This is a genomic window from Corynebacterium sp. J010B-136, from assembly GCF_002967075.1.
Classification (GTDB): domain Bacteria; phylum Actinomycetota; class Actinomycetes; order Mycobacteriales; family Mycobacteriaceae; genus Corynebacterium.
Genome location: NZ_PUGE01000001.1, coordinates 15,635 through 41,625, shown reverse-complemented (window position 1 = coordinate 41,625; position 25,991 = coordinate 15,635). Strand labels below are relative to the sequence as shown.

The 25,991-nt window shown below is 54.7% G+C and carries 21 protein-coding genes and 1 tRNA gene; 12 read left to right on the top strand and 10 right to left on the bottom strand.

Annotation, left to right across the window (positions count from 1 at the left end; all coding sequences use genetic code 11):
* Window positions 1-259 precede the first annotated feature (259 nt).
* A complete protein-coding gene (locus C5Y44_RS00180; RefSeq protein WP_105323141.1) occupies window positions 260-814 on the top strand; it encodes an excalibur calcium-binding domain-containing protein in 555 nt (184 codons plus the stop codon).
* Window positions 815-894: 80 nt separating this feature from the next.
* Here the strand turns inward: C5Y44_RS00180 and C5Y44_RS00175 are convergent, their stop codons facing one another.
* Together C5Y44_RS00175 and C5Y44_RS00170 are read right to left on the bottom strand one after the other, a co-directional pair.
* Window positions 895-1,701 carry an excalibur calcium-binding domain-containing protein gene (locus C5Y44_RS00175; RefSeq protein ID WP_105323140.1) on the bottom strand — a complete coding sequence of 269 codons (807 nt, stop codon included), beginning with the start codon at window positions 1,699-1,701 and terminating at the stop codon, window positions 895-897.
* A gap of 144 nt (window positions 1,702-1,845) precedes the next feature.
* A complete protein-coding gene (locus tag C5Y44_RS00170) occupies window positions 1,846-3,291 on the bottom strand; it encodes a DUF5129 domain-containing protein (protein WP_369831063.1) in 1,446 nt (481 codons plus the stop codon).
* 384 nt (window positions 3,292-3,675) lie between these two features.
* Between C5Y44_RS00170 and C5Y44_RS00165 the strand changes: the two genes are divergently transcribed.
* From C5Y44_RS00165 to C5Y44_RS00145, 5 genes are all read left to right on the top strand, one after another.
* Window positions 3,676-6,915 carry a LamG-like jellyroll fold domain-containing protein gene (locus tag C5Y44_RS00165; RefSeq protein WP_105323139.1) on the top strand — a complete coding sequence of 1,080 codons (3,240 nt, stop codon included), beginning with the start codon at window positions 3,676-3,678 and terminating at the stop codon, window positions 6,913-6,915.
* Window positions 6,916-7,022: 107 nt separating this feature from the next.
* A complete protein-coding gene (locus C5Y44_RS00160; protein ID WP_105323630.1) occupies window positions 7,023-8,249 on the top strand; it encodes a trimeric intracellular cation channel family protein in 1,227 nt (408 codons plus the stop codon).
* 165 nt (window positions 8,250-8,414) lie between these two features.
* On the top strand, window positions 8,415-8,969 hold the full coding sequence (locus C5Y44_RS00155) for a hypothetical protein (RefSeq protein WP_146108459.1): 555 nt from the start codon (window positions 8,415-8,417) through the stop codon (window positions 8,967-8,969).
* A 10-nt stretch (window positions 8,970-8,979) separates the two neighbouring features.
* On the top strand, window positions 8,980-9,372 hold the full coding sequence (locus C5Y44_RS00150; RefSeq protein ID WP_105323137.1) for a helix-turn-helix transcriptional regulator: 393 nt from the start codon (window positions 8,980-8,982) through the stop codon (window positions 9,370-9,372).
* On the top strand, window positions 9,365-9,886 hold the full coding sequence (locus C5Y44_RS00145; RefSeq protein WP_105323136.1) for a hypothetical protein: 522 nt from the start codon (window positions 9,365-9,367) through the stop codon (window positions 9,884-9,886). The genes C5Y44_RS00150 and C5Y44_RS00145 overlap by 8 nt, the downstream gene beginning before the upstream one ends.
* 130 nt (window positions 9,887-10,016) lie before the next feature.
* Here the strand turns inward: C5Y44_RS00145 and C5Y44_RS00140 are convergent, their stop codons facing one another.
* From C5Y44_RS00140 to C5Y44_RS00125, 4 genes are all read right to left on the bottom strand, one after another.
* Complete coding sequence (locus C5Y44_RS00140; protein WP_105323135.1) at window positions 10,017-10,916, bottom strand: histone deacetylase; 900 nt, start codon at window positions 10,914-10,916, stop codon at window positions 10,017-10,019.
* Between the two features lie 160 nt (window positions 10,917-11,076).
* Window positions 11,077-12,726: a mechanosensitive ion channel family protein gene (locus tag C5Y44_RS00135; protein ID WP_105323134.1), complete on the bottom strand. Its 1,650-nt coding sequence runs from the start codon at window positions 12,724-12,726 to the stop codon at window positions 11,077-11,079.
* A gap of 41 nt (window positions 12,727-12,767) precedes the next feature.
* On the bottom strand, window positions 12,768-13,607 hold the full coding sequence (locus tag C5Y44_RS00130; RefSeq protein ID WP_105323133.1) for a YwiC-like family protein: 840 nt from the start codon (window positions 13,605-13,607) through the stop codon (window positions 12,768-12,770).
* 46 nt (window positions 13,608-13,653) lie between these two features.
* The gene (locus tag C5Y44_RS00125; protein ID WP_105323132.1) at window positions 13,654-14,217 is read right to left on the bottom strand and encodes an isochorismatase family protein; all 564 of its coding nucleotides are present in this window, start codon (window positions 14,215-14,217) and stop codon (window positions 13,654-13,656) included.
* Between the two features lie 139 nt (window positions 14,218-14,356).
* Between C5Y44_RS00125 and C5Y44_RS00120 the strand changes: the two genes are divergently transcribed.
* The 3 genes from C5Y44_RS00120 to C5Y44_RS00110 all read left to right on the top strand — a co-directional run bounded on the left by C5Y44_RS00120 (window position 14,357) and on the right by C5Y44_RS00110 (window position 17,434).
* Window positions 14,357-15,487 (top strand): HNH endonuclease signature motif containing protein, encoded by a 1,131-nt coding sequence (locus tag C5Y44_RS00120; RefSeq protein WP_105323131.1) that lies wholly within the window; start codon window positions 14,357-14,359, stop codon window positions 15,485-15,487.
* A gap of 228 nt (window positions 15,488-15,715) precedes the next feature.
* A tRNA-Ile gene (locus C5Y44_RS00115) sits at window positions 15,716-15,789 on the top strand.
* Window positions 15,790-16,381: 592 nt separating this feature from the next.
* Window positions 16,382-17,434, top strand: a complete 1,053-nt coding sequence (locus C5Y44_RS00110) for a hypothetical protein (RefSeq protein ID WP_105323130.1) — start codon at window positions 16,382-16,384, stop codon at window positions 17,432-17,434.
* A 439-nt stretch (window positions 17,435-17,873) separates the two neighbouring features.
* Here C5Y44_RS00110 and C5Y44_RS00105 read toward each other — a convergent pair whose 3' ends face one another.
* The gene (locus C5Y44_RS00105; RefSeq protein ID WP_105323129.1) at window positions 17,874-19,046 is read right to left on the bottom strand and encodes a globin domain-containing protein; all 1,173 of its coding nucleotides are present in this window, start codon (window positions 19,044-19,046) and stop codon (window positions 17,874-17,876) included.
* 478 nt (window positions 19,047-19,524) lie between these two features.
* Window positions 19,525-21,786: a choline BCCT transporter BetT gene (gene betT, locus C5Y44_RS00100; protein WP_105323128.1), complete on the bottom strand. Its 2,262-nt coding sequence runs from the start codon at window positions 21,784-21,786 to the stop codon at window positions 19,525-19,527.
* 355 nt (window positions 21,787-22,141) lie between these two features.
* Here betT and C5Y44_RS00095 point away from each other — a divergent pair, with 355 nt between their 5' ends.
* Window positions 22,142-22,939, top strand: coding sequence for a serine hydrolase (locus C5Y44_RS00095; RefSeq protein WP_105323127.1), 798 nt, complete (start codon window positions 22,142-22,144; stop codon window positions 22,937-22,939).
* A 423-nt stretch (window positions 22,940-23,362) separates the two neighbouring features.
* Window positions 23,363-23,875, top strand: coding sequence for a hypothetical protein (locus C5Y44_RS00090; protein WP_233189765.1), 513 nt, complete (start codon window positions 23,363-23,365; stop codon window positions 23,873-23,875).
* Here the strand turns inward: C5Y44_RS00090 and C5Y44_RS00085 are convergent.
* Both C5Y44_RS00085 and C5Y44_RS00080 read right to left on the bottom strand, forming a co-directional pair.
* Window positions 23,872-24,648 (bottom strand): HAD-IIA family hydrolase, encoded by a 777-nt coding sequence (locus tag C5Y44_RS00085; protein ID WP_105323126.1) that lies wholly within the window; start codon window positions 24,646-24,648, stop codon window positions 23,872-23,874. The two genes, C5Y44_RS00090 and C5Y44_RS00085, sit on opposite strands and share 4 nt — an antisense overlap.
* A complete protein-coding gene (locus tag C5Y44_RS00080) occupies window positions 24,645-24,938 on the bottom strand; it encodes an acyl carrier protein (RefSeq protein WP_105323125.1) in 294 nt (97 codons plus the stop codon). The genes C5Y44_RS00085 and C5Y44_RS00080 overlap by 4 nt, the downstream gene beginning before the upstream one ends.
* 34 nt (window positions 24,939-24,972) lie before the next feature.
* On the opposite strand from C5Y44_RS00080, the gene C5Y44_RS00075 reads away from it, so the two are divergent.
* Complete coding sequence (locus tag C5Y44_RS00075; RefSeq protein ID WP_105323124.1) at window positions 24,973-25,983, top strand: alpha/beta fold hydrolase; 1,011 nt, start codon at window positions 24,973-24,975, stop codon at window positions 25,981-25,983.
* Window positions 25,984-25,991: the final 8 nt, after the last annotated feature.

Sequence of the window (25,991 nt, the reverse complement as noted above, 5' to 3'; positions counted from 1 at the left end):
ATTCTAATAGATCGCGTGCTGCGAATCGCGCGGATCCGGTGGATACACTCTGTCTTTGTCAGGCCAACCGATGAAAAATCTGTGCGCTGCGGAAATGCCCCATACCGGGGGTGAAAACTCTTATCCCTGGTCGGGCGGCGTTCAGTAGAAGCTGGGGAAATCTAGCTACCAAGCTTGAATTCCGGCCAGCAATTTTAAGTGCTCCAATCCACCTGTCAAAAGTATGTGTATTAACTGTGGTGGCTATATATTGCTATCCATGCATAAAAGAATAATTCCTGCCATCGTCGCAGCGTCGCTCGCTTTTTCTGTAGTTCCATCAGCACTTGCTGAAGAGCCTGCGAATGTAGAAAATCAGGAACTAAATCAAAATCAAGAGGGCCAAGTTGCTGCCCTTGAAAAGGTCGAGGAAGGCTCTTCGGACCTCGAGATCATCGCCGGCGTTGCGGTCATCGCAGGCGTTGTCGCTGCTATTGCCGGTGGCGTGCACTGGGCAGTTCAGCAGCGCATGATTCCTAATCCTCTGCCCGGAATCATCCCTAACCCACCTGCACCAAAGAAGGCTGCGGTCAAGAAGGCAGCAGCGAAGCCGGCTCCCAAACCGGCCCCTAAGCCTGCTGCTAAGCCAGCACCGGCTAAGCAAGCTGTAGAAAAGCCAGCTCCAGCCCCTCGTCCGGCTCGGGCTGCAACTTACAAAAATTGTACCGATGTGTGGAACAAGCTTGGTCGCTCCATTTATGCACGTGATGCTGGTTTCCAGTCCAAGTTCGACCGCGATGGCGACGGCGTAGGCTGCGAACGAGATCCTCGCTAAACCTGATCAAAACCATTAATCAAAGGGCTAGTCCCCAGCAAGCGCTGGGGACTAGCCCTTTTAGATGAACGGATAGAGAATTACTCGCAGGCTACGCCGTCGCCGTCTCGGTCTAGTTTTGGAGCATATCCCGGTGAACCGATGTAAAGAGGTGCTGCACCGGCAGCACGAACCGCATCACAGTTTTGGTAATAGACAGATGGCGAATCTTGAACAACGGGTGCGGCAGGCTGCTGGTAGAACTGCTGAGGGGTAGGTGTAGGTTCCGGCGCAGGGGTATAAACCGGCCGCTGCTCTACGTGGACCTCTTCGACGTAGGGTTCTTCAGTAACTTCTTGCGTTGTCGGCTCAGGTTCTGGTTCTTGCGTTGTAGTGGAAGAAGTTGAGGTCGGCTCAGTAGTGGTCGTAGTGCTCGACGAACTCGATGAAGTAGTCGTGCTCGTGGTTGTCTCTGACGTAGTGGTGGCCACGGATGTGGTTTCTTCAGGCTCTTCTGTCTCTGATGCAGCCGGAGTCTCAGGAGAAAGAGCCATCGCAATTGCGAGTGCTACGAAAGCTGCGAAAAATGCCCAACCCCAGCGGCGGCGGAAAGGCTGTGGAGCGTCGAATGATGGTCCAAGGCCTGCCAAGATAGCGTGGTCTTTAACAGGATCAAGATGCTCATTCCAATGAGCTTGTGCCTGGGCACGTTGCTGATGTGCTGCTCTGGCCTTTTTGTCTTTGGACTCACAGTAGAACCACCAAGCGCCCGGAATGAAGAATCCGAGAGCTGCGAAAAGGCTAGAGATACTAAATGGTGGAGCAAACGATACGAGCGCGATGAGAGCAGCAAGGGCGATGGTTGCAATCGCCAGGACACGCTTTATAAGTGACCCAGAAGCAGGCATTGTTGAGTTTTCCTTTCAAGACGCGCTCAACCAGGAATAGGGAGGGGGAGTTGAGTCGCGAAACGAGATAATCATAGCCGATTTGTGCTGGTTGCGGCCAGAAAGTCTGAGGAAAACTCAGGTGATGCTGGTGACAGTTTTGCTTTAGAAACTGGACGAGCCACCGGCGCCAGAGAAGCCGGAGCTGAAGCTGGTGTTCGCGCCGCCGCTGGAGGACGTGGACTGCGCGGTGGCGTTGGAGGCGTGCCAGGAGCTTAAGGCCCAGAACGGCACAAAGTTGTTATAGCCATAGCCGACGCGGTAATCGGGGGAAGTAATCGACGGTGCGGCGAGTTCGGTGTTCTCGGACTCGTCGAGGTCGTCGAACTTCTGCTTGCGCAGCTGTTCAAGGGCAGTGCGGTAGTCACCGAGCAAAATGACGTATTGATCCAAGAAATCGGGGGACTGGGTGGTGTTCATCAACGAGTCCGCACGCTCACGCAAATTTTGTAGTTCGCGGTAGAGGCCGGAGGAGGCATCGTCAAGCGCTACTTGCGCCTCGACCACATCGTCGCGCAGCGCCTGCAACTCGGTGCGGCGAACGACGTCATCGCCGTGCTCTAAGCGATAAAGCTTGTCGATGTTCTCCTCCGCATAACTTACCTTCCTCGTCGTTAAGGCAGCCTCGTGGATCTTGTCGGCGTTCTCGTAGAACTCTTTATCAGAATCTTGCGAGGTCAGATTGCCCAGGGAATCGACCTGATTGTGGATGTCAAAGAAACGACGGCGCACCGATTCCCACTGCGAGCGCATGGTGTTATTAGCAAAAGGCGAGGTCAACGAGTGCGCGCGGATATCAATCTCATCCAGGCGTGCTGCCAGCTGACCGTATTCCTTGCCCACTAGGGACATCTCGGCGCGAGCCTGGGCAATCTTCTTTGCTTTGCTCCGGCGATACGCGCCGACACCCAACCCGGTAGCGAAGATAGCTCCGCCGCCACCGATTCCAGAGCCGACCATCGCAGCGATGCGATCGCCGACGGCATCGTTATAGCGATCTTCCGCGAGGGCCGAAATATCCGTTGCCGCATTCGCGCCAGCAAAAAGCCCCGCCGGGATGTTGTTATCCTTAACGCCGGGCTTGATGGCATCGAGTGCATCATCCAAGTGGGAACTATCGCGCAAGTCCAAGGCCTCGGCTACATCTTCGCCAGCAAAAATGAAGGCCTGACGGGGGTCGAGGCCGACACCGACAATAAGAACACCATCCGCGAAGTAATCATCACCAATCAAATCCGTACGGTTATCGCGCAGGTATTCCTCCACGGTGTCATTGACGTTGTCATCATTTTCTTCAAAGACCATGTAGTGCAGCTGCTCTACTACGGCGGGGGCGTCAATGCGCTCGGCGTCACGCTCCAAACGCGCTTCATCATCTGCGCTCAGCACACCTTCTGGATTGTGAACCTCAGTGCTAAATGTGCTGGTGATCTCCATCTCTGCAGTATTAGCAACCTCAAAATCCGCGCGCTGCGGAGCATCTATAGCTGCCCCGACACCCCCGGCTAATGCGCCACCGCCGAGGGCTCCCATAAGGAGGGAAACGCCCATCATTTTTCCGACACCCGGACGGACCTTCTGGTGAGCTTCTTTGAGCTCAGATTCAGTCAAAGCTTGTTGCTCATCAGTGTGAGTCGTCCTGGCTACGTCCGTGGTGGGCTTTTTCTTGGCGCTCATAAACACAACGTTAGTTCACATCAAGATAATTCGGCTATAGCGGACTAACAGTGACACAAAAAAGGGGAGAGCGCGAAGCAGTTCTTCTAAAAGTTCTTTCATCAACCTAACGTTTGTGAGATGTTGTTTTGTAGTTTGTTTTGGCTTAACCCTGCCTCGATATCGTGCTTGCGGCATGTCCTCGAAGAGGGCGTGTCTTAGGCGAAATAGCTATTTCGCGTGAGATTTTGTTCAACCACTACGAGAAGAGACAACCAAATGACAATTAAATCGACTCGGCTGTCAACAGCACTAGTCGTCGCCGGCACGGTGACCGTAAGCCACGTTGCCATGGTAGGGGCGGCCCATGGACAACAAAACGCACAAGCAGATCTGCTTGATATTGAGATTTCGGAATCCGGGGCCATCGACACCGCGCGGGATGTTCCGGCCAAAATCAGCGGGGATCCGGATTTTGGCATCGACCCGGCGTTGGAGCAGCCGGTTGCTACCTTTGACGGCCAAGATGATGCCGTGCAGTTTGATATCGGGGACCAGGACGCAGCGCTTGCCGATGGCTTCGCAGTCGAGTGCACTTTCAAACTCAACGGCGAATTTGCCAGCGAAAAGAGCCTGTGTGCCAACAAAGAAGCCGGCGGGTTCGCACTGGCGCTGTATGAAAATGAACTGTCTTTCATCATCCACGTCGGCTCCGGCTACCAGCAGGCCCGCGTGGAGGTTGACCCAGACCGCTGGTACCACGCGGTTGGCGTATGGGACGGCCAAGAAGCCCAGCTTTATCTCAACGGTGAGCTGGCAGCGAGCAAGAAAACTACCGGCGAATACAACCTACCCACCGGCAATGCTGATTCCTTCACCGTAGGCGGTGACACCAATGGCTCTGACAACCCGCAACTGCTTGCCGATGCCTCCTTCCGCACCGCCCGCCTTTACTCCGAGCCCATCGGTGAGTCGGATGTGGCGGCCCTGTACGGCGAATCTGGCGTTAACAGTGAGAAGCAGCTGGAACTGGCATCTACCACACCGGCTGCAGGTGACCACGTCAAAGAAGGCGTAAAGCTTGAGGTCGAATACTCAGATGACGCTTTGCTTAGCGGTGAACCCACTTATGAGCTTGATGGTGAAAAAGTGGAGGCAGGCCAGCTTATCGGACCTGGTCTTTTGGAAGGAGAGCACGAGCTTCACATTCAAGCCCGTGACGTTTTTGGCGGAGAGATTTCTGAGCGAGTTTCCTTCACCAGCGGCAACATCCCTCAAGGCGGTGGCACTGATACGGACCAAGGAAAGGGGAACGTGACCCTGTCTGCTATCGCCGATAATCCTTCCGGTGGGGATGTGGAGACCACGTTTACCAAGGGAACTACCTCTACTCCGGAGGGTGGGTTCCAGGGAGTTGTCGGCGGAATGCCGGATTCGCTGGATTTTGAATACGAGGACGCTTCCGAGATTTCTGCCTCGCTTAAGCCTGGCGATGACGACACCGCGCAGACAGCTTCCACCACGCAGATGCCTTTTCAGCGTTTCGATGTTGCTCTTCCTGCTGACGGCACGGAAGAAAACCAACTGGTGTGGAAAGGCCAAGTGGACCCTAATCGCAGCGCGCGCTTGTTTGCATGGAACACGGCAACCTCTACCTGGGATGAGCTGGCAAGCACCCGCGGAACTAGCAACAGCGAGGTTAGCCTCAACGGCGACATCAGTGCAGAACATATCGATGGCAGCGATGTACACGCCATGGTCTTAGGCTATGACCCATTCGCAGATGACATCCCGAACACCGTCGAAGATAGCTTCGCAGACCCGGATGACTATGACTTTGCCATTTCTCACCACACTGACACCCAGTACATTGTGGAAGGCGCGGTAGAAAACGAGTCCGAAGAAGAACGCGAAGTTTGGAAGCAGTCTTACCTAGATGCCACCCAATGGGTTGCGGACAATGCTGATGCACGCAAGATTGCCTACCACGCGCACACCGGCGACATCATTGAAAACTGGATTCGCGAAACCAATGATGAGGACAACGCTCGCAAAGAATTTGAGGTAGCGTCTGAAGCTCAAAAGATTCTCGACGAAGCCGAGGTTGTCAATGGTGTTCTGCCCGGTAACCACGATAACTGGACCGGCCGCGATATCGGTCCGGACAACCTGTACAACCAGTACTTCGGCCCGGAGCGCTACGAAGCCCTAGAACAGACCGCCGGCTGGCAAGCCCGCGATGCTTCGCACCACCCGTGGAAAGAAGGCGACAATGACAACCACTATGATTTGTTCAGCGCCGAAGGACTAGAATTCGTCGTGGTCAGTCTCGGTTACGATGTCACCGAAGAAGAAGCCGCCTGGGCCGATAGCGTGCTCAAGCAGTACCCAGACCGCAACGCTATTGTGCTCACACACGCCTACAACAAACCCAGCAATTCGCCCGACGGCAGAGGCGCGAATGCCTCTCACGACGGCAGCATCGTTTTAGAAAAAGTTGTGGAACCTAACCCGAATGTAGCCCTAGTGCTCTCGGGTCATGAGCACGGCGTGTCCATCGTCACGCGCAAAGACGTTGGCACGGAAGGCAACCATGTCACCGAACTGCTAGCTGACTACCAGTTCTACAAAGTCGGATCCGATGAGCTTGGACTTACCGAAGTCGGCGGATACGGCACCGACACACCACTGCAATTTGGTGCCGCGTTCCTACGCCTTTTGCAATTCGACCTCGATGCCGGCGAAATGATCGTGGATACTTACTCGCCGTTTCTCGATAACTTTGGTGCCACCGAATACGATGACCGCGCCCGTTACGACGGCACCGAAGATGACACCCGCCTGCCGGTTCAGTTTGAAACCCGCAAGACCAGCTTTACTACCGATGCCGTAACGCTTGTATCCGACACCGGCGAAGAAATTGGCAAAGACACCGCGCGCTCCGGCTGGCCAGCCGAAGTCAACTGGACCGGACTCAAATCCGACGAGGTCTACGCTTGGTATGCCACCAGCCGCGACACCGCCACCGGTGAGAAGGTCGAACCTGGTCAGACTCGTCAGTTCGCAGTATTTACCGCCCGCGATGCTGGCACCGACTCCACCGCGCCTGAGCTGACCGTGCCTAGCGATGACCTCATTGTTGAAGCTGGTTCCGCCGCCGACCTGCTCGCCGGAGTCACTGCTACCGATGACGTTGATGGCGATGTCACCGACAATATTGAAGTCGTTGGTAACCTCGACATCAACCAACCTGGCCGTTATATTATCCGCTACGTAGTCAGCGATGCCAACGGCAACCAAGCCACTACCGATCGCATCGTGGTTGTCACCGAAAAAGACGACGCCTCTAGCTCTGAAGGCAGCTCCGAAGGCAGCTCGGGCTCATCAGGATCTTCCGAGAACCCCGGTTCTTCGGTATCTTCTAGCTCCAGCCGTGGCGGAATCTTTGGACTCTTCGATGCCCTCGGCGGTGCCTTCCGGAACCTACTTGGGGTAATTAGCGGAGCTTTTCGTTCCTAATACACGCTTTTCTTGGTCTTGTGCCAGTAGCTGAACTTTCACGCTAAACACCGCGATATCTACCAAACAACGGCGCACATGCAGCTGGGGTTTATACAATGAAGCGCATGCACGAGGTTGATCCGCTGATTGAGTCGTTATACCGCTGGTCTGATGTCAGCGGTGTTTTACTGATGGGCATCATCGGCGGAACCATTGCCAGACAGCGTGGCTATGACATCATTGGGTTCTTTTTCATCGCGCTGTTCTCCTCGCTGGGCGGCGGCATGATTCGCGATGTGCTCATCAACCGCGGGACCGTTGCCGCCATGGCACAACCGGAATATCTGATCCTGGCTTTTACCGGCGCTTTGATTGCGCGGTTTGTGTACTTCAAGGGGCGTACTTGGGATATCTTGCAGGCGCATGGCGATGCCATCGTCTCCGGGTTGTGGGCCGGCACCGGCACTGTTAAAGCGTTGACCTTTGGTTTGCCGGTGGTGCCCTGCATCATGATGGGCGTCTTTACCGCGACCGGCGGGTCGATGATACGCGATGTTGTCACAGGGCGTGTGCCCGGCGTGTTTGGCGATAATCAACCCACCGTGATTCCCGCTATCGCCGCCTCCATCATCGTGCTTGTCTCCGATGCCTTCGGCTTCCTTGCCGTCGGCATGATCCTCGGTCCACTGGTCAGTATCTTATTATCGCTGTTGGGGTACTGGGGTGGATGGCGCCTAAATTCCAATCCCGAGTGGGCACCGGTGAATGAATCCGCAGTGCAGGTCGCGGAATTGGCTAAGAAGGCAGAGCATAAAAGCCGCGCGGTCGGCCGCAAATATGAACCCACCCGCATTCGTTCCTGGCGTCATAAGCAGATGGAAAAGGCGCTGCAGCGCCGCATCGAGTTAGAGGTCAAACGCGGCAAGCGCCGCTCCACAGCAGAATCGGATGCCGAGAACTTCCTGGAAACCTTCACCTTAGAATTCGCGCAGGACGAAACACCCGTGGCGTCCGACTCGCGCCATCCAGAGCCGATGCTGAAACAACCCGCGCACAAACCACCAAAGCCTTCTGCCGAATTAGCCGACCGCGTGCATCCCACTACCGACGAGCCTGCCTCCGCCAGCGATAAAGAACCAAGCACGGGCTTCTTCGCGGACATGGGCATGGACTTTTCCGGCGAAGCCTACGAGCACTACGACGAAGATTCAGCGAGCGATAGCGATGAATCACCGTCCGAAAAGTCTGACGAAGCCCGGCAAGAGATGCTCGACATGATCTTGTCCGACGACAAGCTTACCGATGAACTCGTCAACCGCCTGATCAAAAAATACAAAGAGCGCGAGGACTAAGAACCAATTAATCTCCTCGCAGCGTTTGAACTGCGCGTCCTGCCGGGACAAGATTATGTTCGATTCTGTAGCCATACTTCTGACTCAAGGCGAACGGCGTATTGAGTGCATCGAAGTTAGCGAGATTGCGCTGCAAGTTCGAGAACAAGCGGTATTCTGATATCTGTGGGACATAAAATATCGGTGTGCTCGGGCGGGGGCCAGGTTCATTATTTTTGGCGGTTTTGTTCGACTTCAAAGCATATTGAAGAAACCGCAGAATTCGCGACAGAAAAATTGATAAAAAGTGGATACCGCATAGCGGGCATTCTCCAAGCTGACTTGGAAGGTCAGATAGAAGAATTGCTCGAATGCGCGGAAAGGGGGGACCTAGAACCGCTCAAACATATTAAACGAATTCATCGAGCCAAGCCCCTAGACATTTATGAAATTCGATGGACTGATATCAAGGTTCTGAAAGCGGAGAAAGCGTCGGGCTTATACCGCCAAGCTAATGTTCATCTGCGCCTTTATACGGTAGAGGAGGGGGATAGCTGGGTGGTTGGGTTGTATCTCCATGAAAAGAAGATAGTTAACGGGGATAAGGCTGAAACCAATAGGTTACAATATATAGAAATCGATGCAGCGATCGAGCTATGTGAAAAGTGCTCCGAGGATAATTGGAAAGTCAGTGAACTTGATTCCCTTCGTAAACGCAACAAGAAGCCACCAGCGGTATAAGATAAAGCTTATGAGCGGTCGTCAGCAAGCGGAAATGAAAGAGCACGCCAAGGAGATTCTTCGTGAGCAGCGGGAGTTTCGTAATAGCCTCGTGAAAATTCGCGAGCAGCGAAACCTTTCCCAACAGCAGGTCGGAGAAGCTCTGGGGTTATCTCAAAGTGCCATTGCGCAGTTTGAGCGTTATGATTCCAACCCGACTTTGGGAACTATTAGGAGATACGCGTTAGCAGTGGGGGCGTCGATCGTAATGTCAGCGACCCCGCGAGATAAGGCGTTTGTGTTGCCCACCCGTCAACCTGATGTATCAGCTTCATTAGTCAAGAAGAGTCGTTTGACCTCAGTTGACGCCGCCCGTAAAAACAGTTCATGGCAGCCGACTATCGGGAAGGTGGAATATGCTTGACCATGAAGCCTTAGCCGCTCAATATTTGAAGATCCTCGACGAGCAACTTGAACTTCGAGATATTTCCTACAACAAGATGAGTGCAGAAGTTCAGCTGACTGACGTCGCGGAAGAGGGGCTTCAGCCGGTGTTTGGATTGCGCGTATCAACTGATGATTCTTCAGAGGGAGATGAGGAAGGATGGTTGACCGCAGCTATCGCACTTGCTGTAGAGATTAGGGTGGACCGCGGAATCGTTAGTAGTGAAGTCGTAGGTAGTTACCGTTTCCCCGAAAGTTTCATTAACGACGTCAACCCGATCGGCTTAGTTGCATTTGCTAATGATCAAGCAATTGCAACTCTTTTGCCCTATTTGCGTGAGACTGTTCAGACGCTCGCTTCGCGTGTTTTGAGAGCGCAATTGATCATGCCGCACTTCACTAAAGGCGAGCTGATATTCCCGTTGCCCCCTGAAGAGGAAATGGCAAAAATGGGTTACATTCAATCCGAGGGCGGATACGTAAAATCCACGTAAGCAGGCAGAATGACTGTAGCCGTGATTGAAGAAAGCAAATGGCGCTGGCTCCTAATTGGAGACAGAGCCATGAACTTTTAATGGATCTTAGAACTGATGTAGCCTGGCAGGACTCGGATTGGCCCGTGTGCTACTTCAGCGCCTGGCTGATGAGATCCTCGAGCGCTCCCAGCGAAGAGCCGGAAGAACCACCGAGGGCTGGAATCTGAGGCTGGGACTTTCCAGATTCGTCAGGTTCACCTGGCTGGTTTGGCTCGTTTGGCTGACTTGGAGCAGGATTTACAGGCGATTCTTTGCCATCTTGATCGCCGGCGTCGTTGGCGTCATTGTTGCCAGCGGGGTTGGAGGCGAAGAAGGCATCGAAAAGCGCAAAGCGATCGTTTTTGGTCTCAGCGCCCATCGCACCACCGGTGGCGTCGGGGGAGGCGACCAGGCTCAAGTGTGGGTGATCGCCGACCTTGTGGCGGCCATCGATGATGCCGAGAATGCCCTCATCCGTCCAGACGGTGGTGCCATTGAGCAGGCCCGAATTGGCTTCCTGGGTGCCGGTGTTCGCGCCGAAATCGACAAAGTGGGTGCCGTTAATCTGACCAGCGTAGGTGCCTTGGCCGTCAAGCGCAGCAAGTCCGTCGTAGGCAGGCTGGTGGAAATATACCGTGTCGCCAACCTGTGGGGCAGGAGCAAAGCCGTCGGTGGAGATGTTATTAGGAAGTACTTCGACCTCATCGTTCCACTGGATAAACGCTAGCTGGGTGCCGGCCTCGTTGAATCCAGAGGCATGGAAAGTGCCCAGGCCGTCAATCGGGGCGTTGTTCTCACCGTACAGGCGGGTAGGAGTAACCGACTCGGCGCAGAAATCCGCAACATAAGAACGGTTCGTGCTGGGATCGTTGAAGCTAACCGCGCACTGGCCAACCAAGTCACCTTGGGCAACGGTGGCGGCCTTATCATCGGCGCCAGCGTTTGAAATAAGTAGAGCTGCGGCAGTCGCGCTCACCGCCGCGGTGGCCAATGCCTTCTTGAAAACCATGGAAGAACTCCTGAAAGTGATAGGGATTTTTAAGGATGCGAGTCCACTAAAAAGCTATCAAAGAATTCAGATTTTCACACGGCAATAATGTTACGGGAGTGGCTAAAGTGATTGGTGTGGCGCCTAATGCATGGTTTGTCGTACATTAAACGCCGGTTGGCTAGTTCTCCTCGGTGGGTTCGGGGACGTGGAAGTTGTCGGTGCCGGAGGTGGCGTCGGCATCGTTAGGCGAGCTTTCCGCTGTGCCCTGCGTGCTCTGGGTGCCTTGGCTGTCCTGCGGGGCGACCGATTGTGGGGCCTGGTTTGGGGCGGGGGATTGCTCCGTGGAAGCACCGGTGTCTAGCTGTTCTTGGTTCTGCGAGAAGCCCTCGGGGTTTTGCTCAGCCGTCGGCTCAGGCTGCACCGAAGGCTCCGGTTGCGGCTGGTAGGAAGGCTCTGTGGCCGGGGTTTCGACAGGTTCTTCCGGCGTGGTTTCCACTTCGCTGGACTCGGCCGCGGAGCGTTGCTGCCAATACGCAGGGGAGAGAATGCCTGCGTTGCCGTCTTCGGGGTTGGAGGAGGCCAGCGCCAGGCCGCCGGTGAAGAACAACGCGACAATCAAGCCGGTCGTCGAGGGCCGGATGCGCCCGCCAAAGCTTAAGACCTTCTTCCACCGCTGGTCGTAGGCATCAGTGCGCCAGAAATCGCGGCGCTTGGAGTTCGGCTTTTCAAAGACCTCAGTCTCGGCGTCGGTATCGGTATCGGCTTCTGATGCAGCGGTCGTCGAAGGCCGGCCCGGGCCGTCGTCTTTGGCGGCAGGTGCGATGTCCTCGTCCGCTTTTTCATCGCGCGCGGCCGCTTCCGCCGCATCCTGGGTATCTTCAACTGAAGGTGCGGCTTCACCCGCCGAGGGGTCAACGGGGATGGTCTCGGTGGGAGCATCGCTTAGCGATGCAACCCCCATCTCCCGTGTGAATTCCTCATTGGGGGATTCGAAAGGCGTGCGGAAGTGATCCCAAAATACACTGAGCAACGCGGCGCGAATACCGCGCTCGACCGCCCACTGGCGCGCGGGGTTTACGACTACGAGCACACGGAAATTTACCCGCCATGGCTGGCCAGCGGCGGTAGGGGAGGTCAGCGCAGTAGCGGGGAGGATTTCGACTTCGCCTGCAACGTCTTCGGAAATCGAGGGGTCTTTGATTGCTTGCTTGGCCGTTTCTTCAATGGTGCGATGGATATCATCAAGGTTTTCCCCTGAACGCACAGGCACATCGAAGTTGACCACCGCGCGCGACCATTCCTGCGAATAGTTGGTGACAACCCCTGCAGAACCATTAGGAATCATCACCACCTCACCCGACGGCGTGCGCACCTTGGTCGCGCGCAAAGTCAGCGCGACGACAGTGCCTTCTGTCGCGGTGCTGGTGCCATCGAAGCTGACGTAGTCGCCCACGCCGAACTGGCGCTCCGACAAAATGAAAAAGCCCGAGAGGAAATCCCCGATGATGCTCTGCGCGCCGAAACCAACCGCAGCCGAGACAATCGTTGCAGGCACTGCGGCGCCAAGCGGCGGCACGCCCAAATTAGACAGCGCCACCAAAACAATGAGGAAGTAAGCGGCAATTTGAATGACATAAACCAACGCACCCAAAAGCGCTAAGCGTGACTTGGTGGATTCCTCTTCCTCATCGAGGCGCCCTTCAATAATCTTGACCGTCAACCTTCCTAGGCGCGGAAGCAAGATGGCTAAAAGGAGAAGGGCTACCAGCGGGATGGCGTGGTCAACGACCAGCTCCCACAGTCGAAACAGGTAAAACTCAAGGTTCATAAAACCGACTTTAGGCCGATTTTCTGAAAGGTGGCCTAAAGTTAACTGCCAAATGCTGCGAAGGCCGCGACGACTACAAAGACCGTGACCAGGCCATCAATCATGCCGACATGCTTCGGCGGGATGCGCTTGCCGCGACGCTGGGCGATGCGTGGTACGGCATAGCTGCGTGCGGCAAGCAGCGCGCCGACGACCGCGACCGGCCAGGTGTGTGGCTGTGCGAACGCCAAGCCGAGCGCGGCGACATAGACTATCGCGTGAAATATTACGGATTGGATAAAGCGCGAACGGTTGCCGAAGTCGCGAATCAGCGTTTTGACGTAATAGATAGAGCCGCCAAAATACAGTGCGAACCAGGCGGTTGCCCACCAGAGATCTGCGCTCACGGCAGCTGGTGTGCCGCTAGTGCTTATCGATGCCACCGTCGGCAACATCATCGCCGCCGCCAACACTGTCGACCAGCCAGAAACCAGTGAACGCTCACGGCGCTTGATGGTTTCATACACGGCGACCGCGATAATGGGCGCGAAGATTGGCAGCCAGGCAATCAGCTGCCACTGTGTAATCAGCGCCGCGATACCCGCCAGCGCGGTAATCGCACCGTAGGTTAGAACCGGCGGCAGGTGCTTTTTACGCAAACGGCTTTTGACCCAGATGGTGATGGCGAAGTAGGTGAAGTATCCGAACCACCACGTAATAAACAGTGGCACGGCTGCCCACGAGGGCTGCAAAATCATGCCCATTAGCGGTGGGATAAAGAGCATGAACCACGCGCCGTGCTGATTGGGCATCCAGCCCTGCGAGCGGCGCGACTTCTGCTTCTGGCGTGTCGACGCTGCTTTCGCTTGGCTCTGATTGGTGGAAACTACCGCGCCCGACATGCCCAATGCTCCTGTATGTGAATGCTTATAAGAAGGTTATCTCCAACTATCGTATGATATTTGCGCCTGCTTCTTCAAGCTCAATGAGAGCACTCTCACCTCGAGTTTTATCCACCGGCGCGCACAGATCGGCAATCACCGCAACCGCGAAGCCCTCCTTGAGTGCATCCTTGGATGTAGCCAGCACACAATGGTCGGTTGCGATGCCTACGACGTCGATTTTGGTGACGGCGGCATCGTTAAGCCACTGCGCCAACAACGTCGATCCGTCCGACGCCGCGTGCCCCTCAAACCCCGAATACGCCGCGGTGTATTCACCCTTCCGGAAGTACTCCCGAATCTGCGACACATCCACCTCTGGGTGCATGCGCGCGCCCTCGGAATCCGCCACGCAATGCGCGGGCCAGGTATCAACAAAGTCAGGCTGCTCGGAAAAGTGCGTTCCCGGATCAATATGCCAATCCTGCGTCGCGACAATCACGTCATAGTCGTGCTCAGACTGAAGCAGATCATTAATCCCGCGCGCCACCTCATCGCCGCGTTCGGTGCCCAAGGAACCACCAGGGCAGAAATCATTTTGGACATCAACAATAATCAGTGCTTTGGACATACTTTTAGGGTAGCCACGTGGCGCACTTTGTGCCGCCTGTGGATAACTTTGGCAGTTGCGTGACGCGTCAACGTAGTTATCCACAGATTTTCAAGCTTGCACTAGCGCTGGCTTGCGTTCGCCTTTTAGTGCCGAAGTTATGAAAGGACAACAGATTTTAGAACTCTTCACTACCAGCGGAGTAACCATCCTCCGCGATGTGTATGAGTGTTCCCCGCATGACTTAGCCGGTGCCGTAATGTCGCTTAGCACCGCACGAAAATACGTCAAACTTGCCGATGTACTTTTCGGCCCTGGGGATTCTCCCAAGGTGCAGCGCGATGCTGTCGCACTCGCCGAAGCAAGGCAATTAAGCGTCGAGTATTTAGAAATGGTCAACAAACACGCCAAGAAACTCACAACCCGTGGTGCTGCCTGGAAACTGCGCGCCGAACTCATCGCACATGAAGGGACCTTGGATGAAGTTAATGAATTCGGCAAGCAACGCGTCACCGAAGAAGGCGGCGACACACCCAAACAACGCGGCGTACGCGTCGGCCGGGCTATAGACGGTCTACGCACCATTAGCATTACCGACACCCAACGCCGCATTACCGACCTCGAGAAAACGCTTGATGCTGGCATCAAGCACGATGAGGACCAGCCACGCTCCGAAGCTTTACTCGAGCCTTTCTGGGATTTAGTCGAAGGAGGCGGCACTGGGATAATCAAACCTGAATACCGCACGGTTATCGCCATCGGTCTGGATGACTTCGCCAAAGTCTCCTGTGGCAAAGGCGAAGAAGTAATCGTCGCGCTTTCTGATGGCACGACCATGACTGGTGCTGAGTTCATCAATGCCGCGATGGAAGGCGCGCTTGGCGACAAGCTCTATGTCGGGCTCTTCCATCCCACCGCTGGGCCAGTCAATCTCTACGAAGCACGGTTCGCTTCCGACAAACTACGAACTTTAGCCATGGCAGAAAACCTCGTCTGTCCGTGGCCGGACTGCAACGTGCCCGCGGATCGGTGCCAAGTCCACCACATCGACGCCCACAAGACCGGCGGACACACCAAACCCTCGAATCTAACGATGCTGTGTAAGTACCACAACGGTGTGAATGATGATGACGGCCCAGCAAAGCCCGGCCGCAAGAAACCAGGGAGGCGAAAGCCGAGTCGCGGCAGGATGCGACGACACCGCGGCAGAGTTCGGCACTTCACCCCACGAGGAAAACCGGTCGATAATACGCACCGTTTGAGCAGCATGGGAGCAATGGACCTCATCTAACTGCCGCCGCGCTGAAAAGCGGCATTCACGCACGCCCCCGACGAGATAGCCGGTCTGGTCGGGCAATTCGGTGATCGCTTTTTAAGAATACGAACCAGGACAGGTCTACTGACGTTCTGGAGGAGCGGCTAAAGCGGGGCATTTAGTGCCTGAGAAACTCGTCCATATATAATGATTCCAGCGTGCACGCCGACGGGTGTTTTAGCCCAGTTGCGCTGCTACGTGCTGGGGGCTATAGCTCAGTCGGTTAGAGCCGCGGACTCATAATCCGCTGGTCGCGGGTTCGAGCCCCGCTGGCCCCACAAAATTCCCCCTTTCCGCACGTCAGGGGGTTTAGTTTTGGAGCGAGGAACTCAGCGGGAACTCGGGTGGACTATGAGATTGCTTTCCGCGCGTTAGTGGTTCTTGACTTTTTAGAATAGGAAGCAAGTAATTGAAATTCTAACCTGTTCAGGTGCACGTCGGTGGAAACTTTTTGGAGACTGGGCACCGGTAGTTATCGTTTGGCATATATTTAAACGGGTAAATTCCTTATGTCAGTAGACGCGACATGTTGGTGCTGAACAGAGTGTCGAGTGAGGCATCCGGAGAGACAGTAATTTGGTGAAGGCTTGAGCAACCCTAGTCCCTTATCGCCACCCCAGTATTCGTCGTATTCGTCATTCGTTCAAAAACGACCTGCAAACAATTGAGGGTTTGGTTGAAGGACCCTATTTTTAAAGTACTACGGATAAACTTTGCTTAGATAACGCATACTTAGAAATTTTGAGATGGCTAAGAACGGAAACAAATCAAATTTTGGACGTGAACACGAACCGCCAAGTTGTCTTCCTATACCTAGTGCATCCCTTCTTTACTGCATATCGACTTAGCGAATATTGAGGAGGTTCAAAAATGGCAACTAAACAGAACCCATATACCCGAAGAAATCGTCCATTGTGTTGGATCTGCGAGGAGAATCCTGCGGATTCCCAAGAACACTCCATTAAGGCTTCGCGAATCAAACAGATGGAGGAAACTTTGCAGGCAGGTGAAAACTTGCTTACGCCTGGCAAAGACGGTCGAGTATATCCAATTAGAGGGAGAAACTCGCAAGTCGTCAAATTCGGTAAGACAATGTGCCAAAAATGCAACAATGAGCGAACTAAGGAGTTCGATAAGGCATATGACCGTTTCGTTGAATTCCTAACTGAAAACTATGATTATTTTCGTGATAAGCGACAGTTTTCTTGGGGTGATATCTATTCGGGGTATAGCTTCGACCAGAGGCATTTGCAGCGCTATTACCTCAAGAATGCTGGGTGTAGGATGATCGATGCTGGGGCTGAAGGTGTGCCCCAAGAACTCCGTTCCTACCTTTTTGATTTTGATGCAATTCCTGACTTTAGTCTGGTTTTGTACAAGGATTTCGAAACCGCTGACCTGTTCAATAAAATGGGTGATCTCAATTCGATTCTTGGGGAGAATTTAGAGACTCGCGAGCCCGAACCTTTTTTGAATCCGTTTGCAAATTATGCCACAGCAAATCAAAATGGCGATGCTTTCAAACCGGGAGATGATCTATTTTTCTTTTGCTCAGTGCTGCAAGACGGGCCTATCGGAGGGATGTTTCAGTGGCATGATCCGCATATAAGGCAATATCCACTCATAAGCTTTAATCTTAACGACATCGCATTTATTCGTGATCGATCCGAATTTGATGAACAAACAAAGGCCTTTTTAGGAAGCTGGGATATCTATACCGATGTGGTACGTGCGGGACTAAACCTGGTTTGGATGCGTAGAGAAATGGCAGACCATACTAAACAAATCGAAGGTATCGGGAATGATGACCTAGTTGGTATGGCGGCATGGTATCTCAAGTTAAAACAACTTCAGGATAGCGCGGAACGGAGGATTCGAGAAGCTAGCCACGCTGTGAACAAATTTAGGGATTTTGAAGATTAAGCGCGGTTAGCGTCTTTTGAATTGCGGAAAACAACATTTTGCAGCGCCAACAGAATTTTGCTGATTTTATACTTTTACACTGCAGGATGAAGATGATTAAAACGCAGTTATCTTCTTTCAAAAGTCTGAGAAGGATGTGTCCGCAGAGTTTCGCTCACGCAATTGATATCGCATTTTTGAAGCACTAAAGTGAGAGATGAGGTCATTACCCATGGTCCTGAACCTATCTAGGCTCGACGCGGTGCCAGCTTTGTAAATCCGCGTTTTCTAAACCTTATTTCAAGTCGTGCGCTGCTAGTCGTTACCTTGCGCATAGAAAATCGCCGTTGACCGCGTGTAGGGGAAGCGGTTCAACGACGATTAGAAAAGCCTAGGCGCACTGTCTGGATAGTGTCATGGTGTGCGCCTAGGCAAGTTTCAATAGGCTTAGCTAAAGGGCCTAGTTAATCAGCCAATCATTAGGGCTGAAGAGTTCGAACTTCACTGACGCTGGCTGCGCGTCAGGCTCGAGGCTGTCGATATTGCTGCGGATTGCCTGGAGGAAGTTGGTGCCGCCGCAGATGTAGACGTCGGCGCCGCCAAGGTTGTGGGCGGAGACATCGAGAAGCTCGCCGTTGCTGCGTGCGGCCGAAACTAGCTCGCAGTTATCCAGCTGACCAGCAAGCGCGCGGATGTGGCCTTCTTGTGCCCAGGACTCGGCGGAGTCATCGGCGTGCAGGTAGAGCACCTCACGGTCGATCTTGTTCTGCGCCAGGTGCGCAAGCATACCCACCATCGGCGTCGAACCAATGCCGGAAGAAATCAGCACGGCGGGGCGGTCAGAATCCTGCAGCACCAGCTCACCGGCCGCAAGGGTCGCCTGGATGGTATCGCCAACTTCGACCTTCGCGCGCAGGTGGTTGGACACCTCACCGTCAGTTTCAACGGCGATACGATACTGGGACGCGTCTCCGCCGATAATTGAGTACTGGCGGAGCTGGCGGGCACCATCGTCAAGCTTGACGCCAATCGAGGTGTACTGGCCGGGCTGCGGTTCGGTGAAATCGCCCTCGAGAACATACTCGGTTACACGGTCGGTGAGCACATGCTTTTCGATGACCTTCGCGTCCCTAAACACATCACCCGGCTCCACATTGTCCGATGCGTAGAGAACCTTTTCATGCGCAATCAAGATATCGGCCATGATCCAGTAGACCGCGGACCAGGCTTCGGCGACCTCAGGGGTGACGGCATCGCCAAGCACTTCTGCCACGGCAGCGAGCAGATTGTCGTGCACAATGGTGTACTGGTCCTCGGTGATGCCAAGGGATACGTGCTTGTGTGCGATGCGGTTGAGGAGATCCACTGGATCCGGTGCGTTAGGGTCTACCAACATGGTTGCGAAGGTAGCCACGGACGCAGCCAGGGCCTTTTGCTGTTCGCCAGACTTTTGGTTGCCGCGGTTGAAAGTATCGCGCAGCAGCTCGGGGTGAGCCGCGAACATCTTGCCGTAGAAGGTGTGGGCGATGAGCTCAATCTTTTCGCCGACTGCAGGGAGTGTAGCTTTGACGATTTCTTCGTGCGCAGGGGAAAGTCGCTGGGCCTTGGTGTCGGGCTTTGACGTGACGAACATGGAACTCCTTGACTAGTGGGGACTTGCAATAAACACGACTTTATTAGTTTTTAATCAGGATTCAATGTGGGGCACGCCATAGTGGTTTCGGGTGGGAAGCTTTTGCAGGGGTCGCGGGGGTGAGGATCGGGCGTTGAAAATTGTGGCGACTGTGTGTGGTGGAGCCTGTGGAGTGCGGCGCTTAAATGGCAGTTGAGTGCCGATTTTTGAGACTTGGTGTTTAACTGGTGGGACGATCGATGTAATTAGAATTTATTTTTGCAACACAGGGGTATCGCGCGAGTTTTCGACCGCTGCAGAATGTGACGTGTTTCAAAGGAAATTCTTTGGGGCGCGCCGAATAAACCCTGGATAAACGGGGGTAATTGTAGTGCTTACTGTCACCCCGGTGTGGAAAACGCCAAGCGGCTCCCCGGAGCATCGAAAAGCGATGCAAGGGGAGCCGCAGTAGTTGCCGAATGCCGCGAATTATTCTTTCTTATTCCTTCGGAGCCTCGGGTTCGGTGCCGGAGACGTCCTCGGCGGGGGCATCGATAGGCGAAGTGTGCGCAATCGGCGGGGTGATGACGGTATTGCTGAGCGCTTCGGCGGAGTAGCTCAAGAAACCTAGGTGAGCTTCGAAGCGGTCGAGGACGTCATCGATGACCTGCTGCTTATTAATGCCGTACAGGTCGTAGCCTTCGGAACCGGTGTGGGTGAAGACTTCCATGCGGTAGTACTTCTTCATCTGCGGTGCCGGGCGGGCGCCGAAGATGGGGACCGGGGTTTCTACGGGCGCGACTTCGTACAAGAAGCTGCGGTGGCCAGGGATTTCGACCTGGAAGGAAGCTTCCGTGAGGTTGGTGTCATCCTGGTGGCGGGTATCGACGGTAACGTCATACCCTTCCTTGCGGAATTCCTCCGCGGCGGTGTTGAGCGCAGGAACCACGGTGCTGGTGCTGAAACGCTCGGCGGCATCAGCAGCCGGGTAGGACCGCAGGCTGGCCAGTCGCTGACGGATATTGCGGTCAGGGGTATGCCCGCCTGTCGATGCCTCACTGCGGCGTCGACGCGTATGTCCCTCTCTATCCGCGCGTTCCATGCGCAGAGCGCGGGTAAAGGAAAACATCACGAGATAAGCAACGATGGTCACCGGCAACGCGAAGATCAGGGTTGCGTATTCCATGGTGACCACGCCACCGGCCATGAGCATGGCGATGGTGAGAACCGCGGTGACAATCGCCCAGAAGATGCGCAGCCACTTGGGTCCGTCCTCGCCAGGATCTGGAATAGAGGAGGAGAAGTTAGACATGACCATCGCACCGGAGTTAGCGGAGGTCAGGTAGAACAGCAGACCGGACAAGGTTGCAAGACCTACCAGCAACATGGCGCCAGGGAACATCTCCAGCAGGGCGTACCAGCCTTGCTCGGGGCTTTCGAGGGCGATTTCGGTGAACTCGGTGTTGTTTTGGAAGACGGCCTCGAAGATTGCAGAGTTGCCGAAGAGTGAGACCATGACCAGGTCGCACAAAACAGGAATGGTAATAGCGGCAATCACGAATTCGCGCAGCGTGCGACCGCGCGAGATGCGCGCGAGGAACAAGCCCACGAATGGACCCCATGCCAGCCAGAAGGCCCAGAAGAATAGCGTGTTGCCGGCCATCCACTCAGCGCCATCGAGCTGGTAGCCCATGGTTTCGGTCAAACGCTCAGGCAAAGTCCAGAAGAAACGGCCGACATTTTCCACCAGGGTATTGAGCAAGAATGCGGTCTGGCCAGTGACCAGGATGTAGAGCATCATGGCGCCAGCAACCCACAGGTTGAGCTCGGAAATTAGACGAATGCCCTTGTCCATGCCGGAGGTACACGCGGCGATGGTAACAATGACGGCAACAATCACCAGCGCGATTTGCAGCCCTAGGCCTTGTGGCAGACCAAAGAGGATGGAGAAACCGACATTGAGCAGGACAACGCCAATACCCATCGAGGTTGCCACACCCATCACGGTGCCAACCAGCACGATAATGTCCAGCACATCACCGGTGCGTCCGCGTACACGCTTGCCCAGCAGCGGGTAGAGGGCGGCGCGGATGGACAGTGGCATGCCCCATCGATAAGCGAAATAGCCCATCGCCATACCAAGAAGTGAGTACATGGCCCAGCCGCCCATGCCGTAGTGGAACATCGTCCAAATGACGGAATCCTGCAGGGCTTCAGGGCTGCGGGGCTCCGCGTTCGGCGGATCAACATAGTGGCTGATCGGCCCGCCTACGGAGTAAAAGAGCATGTCGATGCCCACGCCGGCCGCAAAGAGCATTGCTGCCCAGGTTAAAAGATTGTATTGAGGTCGGGAGTGGTCTGGTCCCATGCGCACTTTGCCTTCGGGGGACAGCGCCACCCAAATAACAAAACCAATGACAACTGCGACGGTGACAACATAGACCCAACCGATATTGACGCCCATCCAGCCGACGATGGTCTTCATCGTGCCGGCGGCGTTATCAGGGGCAAAAATTGCCCAAATTGAGAAGGCGAGAATAATCAGCGAGGAAATAACCAGCACTGGCCAGTTAACTTTGGAGCCGTTGCGGTCAGCTAGCGTGGGGCCATCTTTGAGCATGTCCGCACTAGTTTTGGGAGGACGCTTATCTTCGCGTTCTACATCCACATTGCTGCGCTGGCTTCCGCCGAGTTTTTCCCTGTCCACTTTTGGTTTGGAACGTTCGTGCTCAGGGAGGCTTGGGTCATAAGACTCAGCCATGCATACACACTCTCTTTCCATTATTAAATATTTAGGTTTTATCGCCCGCGCCAAAAATCCAACTCCCCCGTCGATTGACGGGGGAGCGGGTACAAAGGCTTGCGAACTACGACATGTTAACGCCATTGGTGATTAATCGCCAAAGATTAATAAGCTCTTCGTTAAAGTTAATTGATTCTATTCTTCGACCCTTATGTCCTGTATGCGGGGCATAACGGCGTGCTTTGTGGGCTCTCAAGTTGGCATTTTGAACGTGAGAAAACTCACCTATTAGCGATTCGTTGTTATTCACTTTTGACGTGTACGGGCTTTGCTTTTCGATGCCTACCATGCCGCCCCAGGTAGGGTTGAGGGCATGTCTGCATTAGAAAAGATTGTGCAATGGCCAGCTGACAATGTTGCTGGGGCTTTAATTACATCTGCGGGGATTGAGACGGTAGGAGATACTGCCCGCGAATATGACATTAAGTCTGTGACCAAACCTGTTGTGGCGATGGGCGTCATGCTTGCTGTGGAAGAAGGCGCGGTGGAGCTGGACCAGCCTGCCGGCCCGGAGGGCTCAACCCTGCGGCATCTGCTCTCGCATGCCTCCGGCGTGGATTTTGATTCGCGCAATGCTAAGCGTCCGGTCGAAGACCGCCGGATTTATTCTTCTGCTGGCTATGAATGGGCAGCCGAAATTGTCGCCGAAGCGGCCGGCATGCCCTTTGAGGAATACTTGCAGGAAGGTTTGCTGAAGCCGCTGGGGATGAACTCCACCCGCTTGGAAGGCAGTGCCGGGCACGGGCTTATCTCTAGCGTGGATGACCTGGTGAAGTTTGCCTCCGAGGTGCTCAACCCGCAGATTATCCACCCAGATACGCTAGCCGAGATGCGTACCGTGCAATTTCCCGAGCTGCGCGGCATCGTGCCCGGCTACGGCATGCACCGTCCATGCCCCTGGGGATTAGGCTTTGAAATTCACGGCGAAAAGAACCCGCACTGGATGGGCGCAAACATGCCTGCCGATGCCGCCGGTCACTTCGGTATGAGCGGCACCTACCTGTGGGTTGCCGGCGATACGGCCATGGTCGCGCTCGCGGACCGCGATTTCGGCGAATGGGCCAAGCCGCTGTGGCAAGAAACCAACGAAGCAATCTGGGCAGAGCTTTAAAGCTGAGATTTTCGCCCAGCAATTAATGCCCAGTTATTAATGCCTAGCAGCAACCGCAACGGCCATCGCTACGGTCATTGCGGTGGCAATCCTTAACCTGAACTTTAACTTTAATAAGTGGGGGTTAAACCGGTTGTTGAGGGTTGCCGGTGTGACGCAAGTGGGGCGACAATGCGTTAGAGCACGAAGTAATTCTAAGTGACTGATAGTAACTGATGTTGAGCACAAACAAGCTCAGCCGCGGCTGGTGTCGGGTTGTTTAAATTTCTTCTTCGCTGTGAACGTATATGAGCTCGTAGGGGAAGACGAAGCTCGTCTTGCGTCGCATTAACGCCGTGGTTTCCAAGGTGTCTGTTTTTAACGATCCGCAGACACAGTAGGGCTATGGCGGTGGCGCCCTATTGCCGTAAGGAGATTCGGCACGTGTCAACAGCAACAGACTTTGCTCAGGCCAATTACATAACCCAGCATGACATGCATGCTGAAAACGCTTGGGCCTTCGCGGCACAATCGGCGCAGACCTCTGGTGCTTCCAGCTCTGCGCTAGACACTTTGATCGCGGAGGGGAAGCGCGATCAAAGCTTGGACGTGCAAACCGCGGTGTTGCGCGTCAGTGGCATGCCCACGCGCCTGCGCCCGGCAATTGAGCGCGCCATGGTGCAGTGCATTTCCACGCCAAGTGAGTACGTCGTGCCAGGCGATGATCCTTTGACCGCGCAGTGGTGCACGCGCTGGTACCGCGATACTGGTTTTGATGATGACCTAGCGACCCTGGCCGCGTTTCCAGGCGTGGAGCTGCCACAACCGCGCGCCGAAAAGTGCGTGGGCTGCCGCCAGGTAATCACTGGCACGGCGCATGAGCTGCGCGCGCTTAACAGCGTGGTGGCTACCTTGGCCGAAGAATTCGGCTTTAGCGCGCGCGTGGATGCGGCCTAAGCGAAAGGATCGAAAATGCGGTCCGGCAAATCAGCTACCGAATCCAGCACGCGCGTCGGGCGGAAAGGGTAGCGGGAGATAGCCGCGTCAGTCATGATGCCGGTGCGTACCAAAATCGTGCGCATGCCAGCCTCAAGCCCAGCTTTGACGTCGGTGTCCATGCGGTCACCAATCATGACGGTGTTTTCTGAATGCACGCCGATATTATTTAATGCCGAGCGCATCATCACTGGGTTGGGTTTGCCCACGTAATAAGGCTCGCGGTTGGTCGCCGCGGTAATTAGCGCTGCAACAGAACCGGTAGCGGGCAAAACGCCTTGCGGGGCGGGGCCGGTGACGTCGGGGTTTGTTGCAATAAAGCGCGCGCCACCCCGAATCAGGTTGATCGCGGTGGTTATGGCCTCAAAAGAGTAGGTTCGCGTTTCGCCTAAGACTACAAATTCAGGATCGTTATCCGTAAGAATCCAGCCTTCCTCGTGCAGCGCAGTCGTCAGTCCGGACTCGCCGATGACAAAAGCAGTGCGGCCGGTGGATTGCTGGGATAGGAACTTCGCCGTCGCCAGCGCAGAGGTCCAGATTTTCTCCGGTGCAATATCTAAGCCCTGCGACTTCAACCGCGCGGAGAGGTCCCGCGGGGTCGCCATGGAGTTATTGGTCAGCACCATGAACTTAATGTCATTGTCTTTTAAGGTCTGCAGGAATCTATCTGCACCGGGAACCATCTCACCTTCTTTGATGAGCACGCCGTCCATGTCAGAAAGGTAAGAAATCATTGGTGTGCCTCCACAAATTTGGCTACATCGTCAAGCGTTTCAAGCGCTTGTGCATCGGATTCTTCAAATTGAACGCCCAAACGATCTTCGGCCCGCACGGCAAATTCGATCATATTCAATGAGGTTAAACCCACATCCGCCAAGCGGCGGTCGGGTACAAGCTCTGCCGTGTCTTCCCCGGTAATCTCAGAAATGAGCGCCAAATATTCTGGCACCCCGGATTTGGCGGTGGATTGTTGCGGCTGGCCTTGCAGGTGAGCGCGTAATTGAGCACTGAGGTCATTGGACATGGCTTCAAGTCTAGCTTCTACAATGGATGTCCATATGTATAAACGAAACAGGATTGCGGCTGGGTTGCGCGGGCAGCGCCGGAAAAGCCGTTCCGCGCAGCGCCTTGTGCACCAGCGTTTGCATGATCATGAAACTTCACCTGGCCTGCGAAATCTGGACGCCGAGGGGAAAGTAGATAATGACGGGGTGGACATCGCATGGTTTGAGGTGGGCAATGCCAATGCTGATGTCACGGTGGTATTTATCCACGGTTATTGCCTGTCTTCGGAGGCGTGGTGCGATCAGGTAGAGCATCTGCGTTCGCGCACTGACGTTCGCAGTTTGCTTGTCGATGTCCGCGGCCACGGCCTATCTTCCCGCGTCCCCGCGAGATCCTGCACGATTGATGGTGCGGCCGATGATGTGCTCGCCGTGATTTCGGAGCGTTTGCCCAAAGACGGCGGGCGCATTGTTGTGGTCGGGCACTCTTTGGGCGGGATGATTGCGCTGAATCTGATTCGCCGCGCACCGCAAGAAATCTTCGAGCGCATCTCCGGGGCTTTGCTGATTTCGACATCGATGCGTCGTTTCTCCGATAAAGGCATCACGCGCATCCTGCAATCTAAGCTCGCGAAGGCGTTATATTCAGCCATCGATCGCGTGCCAGATAAGTTTAACCGCATTCGCTTTGCCGTAGCCCAGGTATTAGCGCCCACGATTGCCGCTCTGGTCGCAGGTTTTCCGCAAATGGAGCGCCTGCAATTCCACACCGCCATGCTGCTGGATACGCCTTTGGCAAGCTTCGTCGGCTACTTCGATGACCTGACTGAGCATGAAGAATTCGCTGCTCAAGAGCGGTTGCAAAAGCTGCACGGCCAAGCGGTCATTGGTTCGATGGACATTGTCACGCCGATGAGCCAATCGGAGCTTATCTGCACGAAGTGGGGCAAAGGTGATCTGAAAGTCATCGATGGCTCTGGCCACATGGTGATTTTGGAAGAACCGGAGCAAATCTCTCAGGCTTTAGATGAAGTGATTGCTGAAGTCTCACCACGTCTTTCTTAATTCTTGTT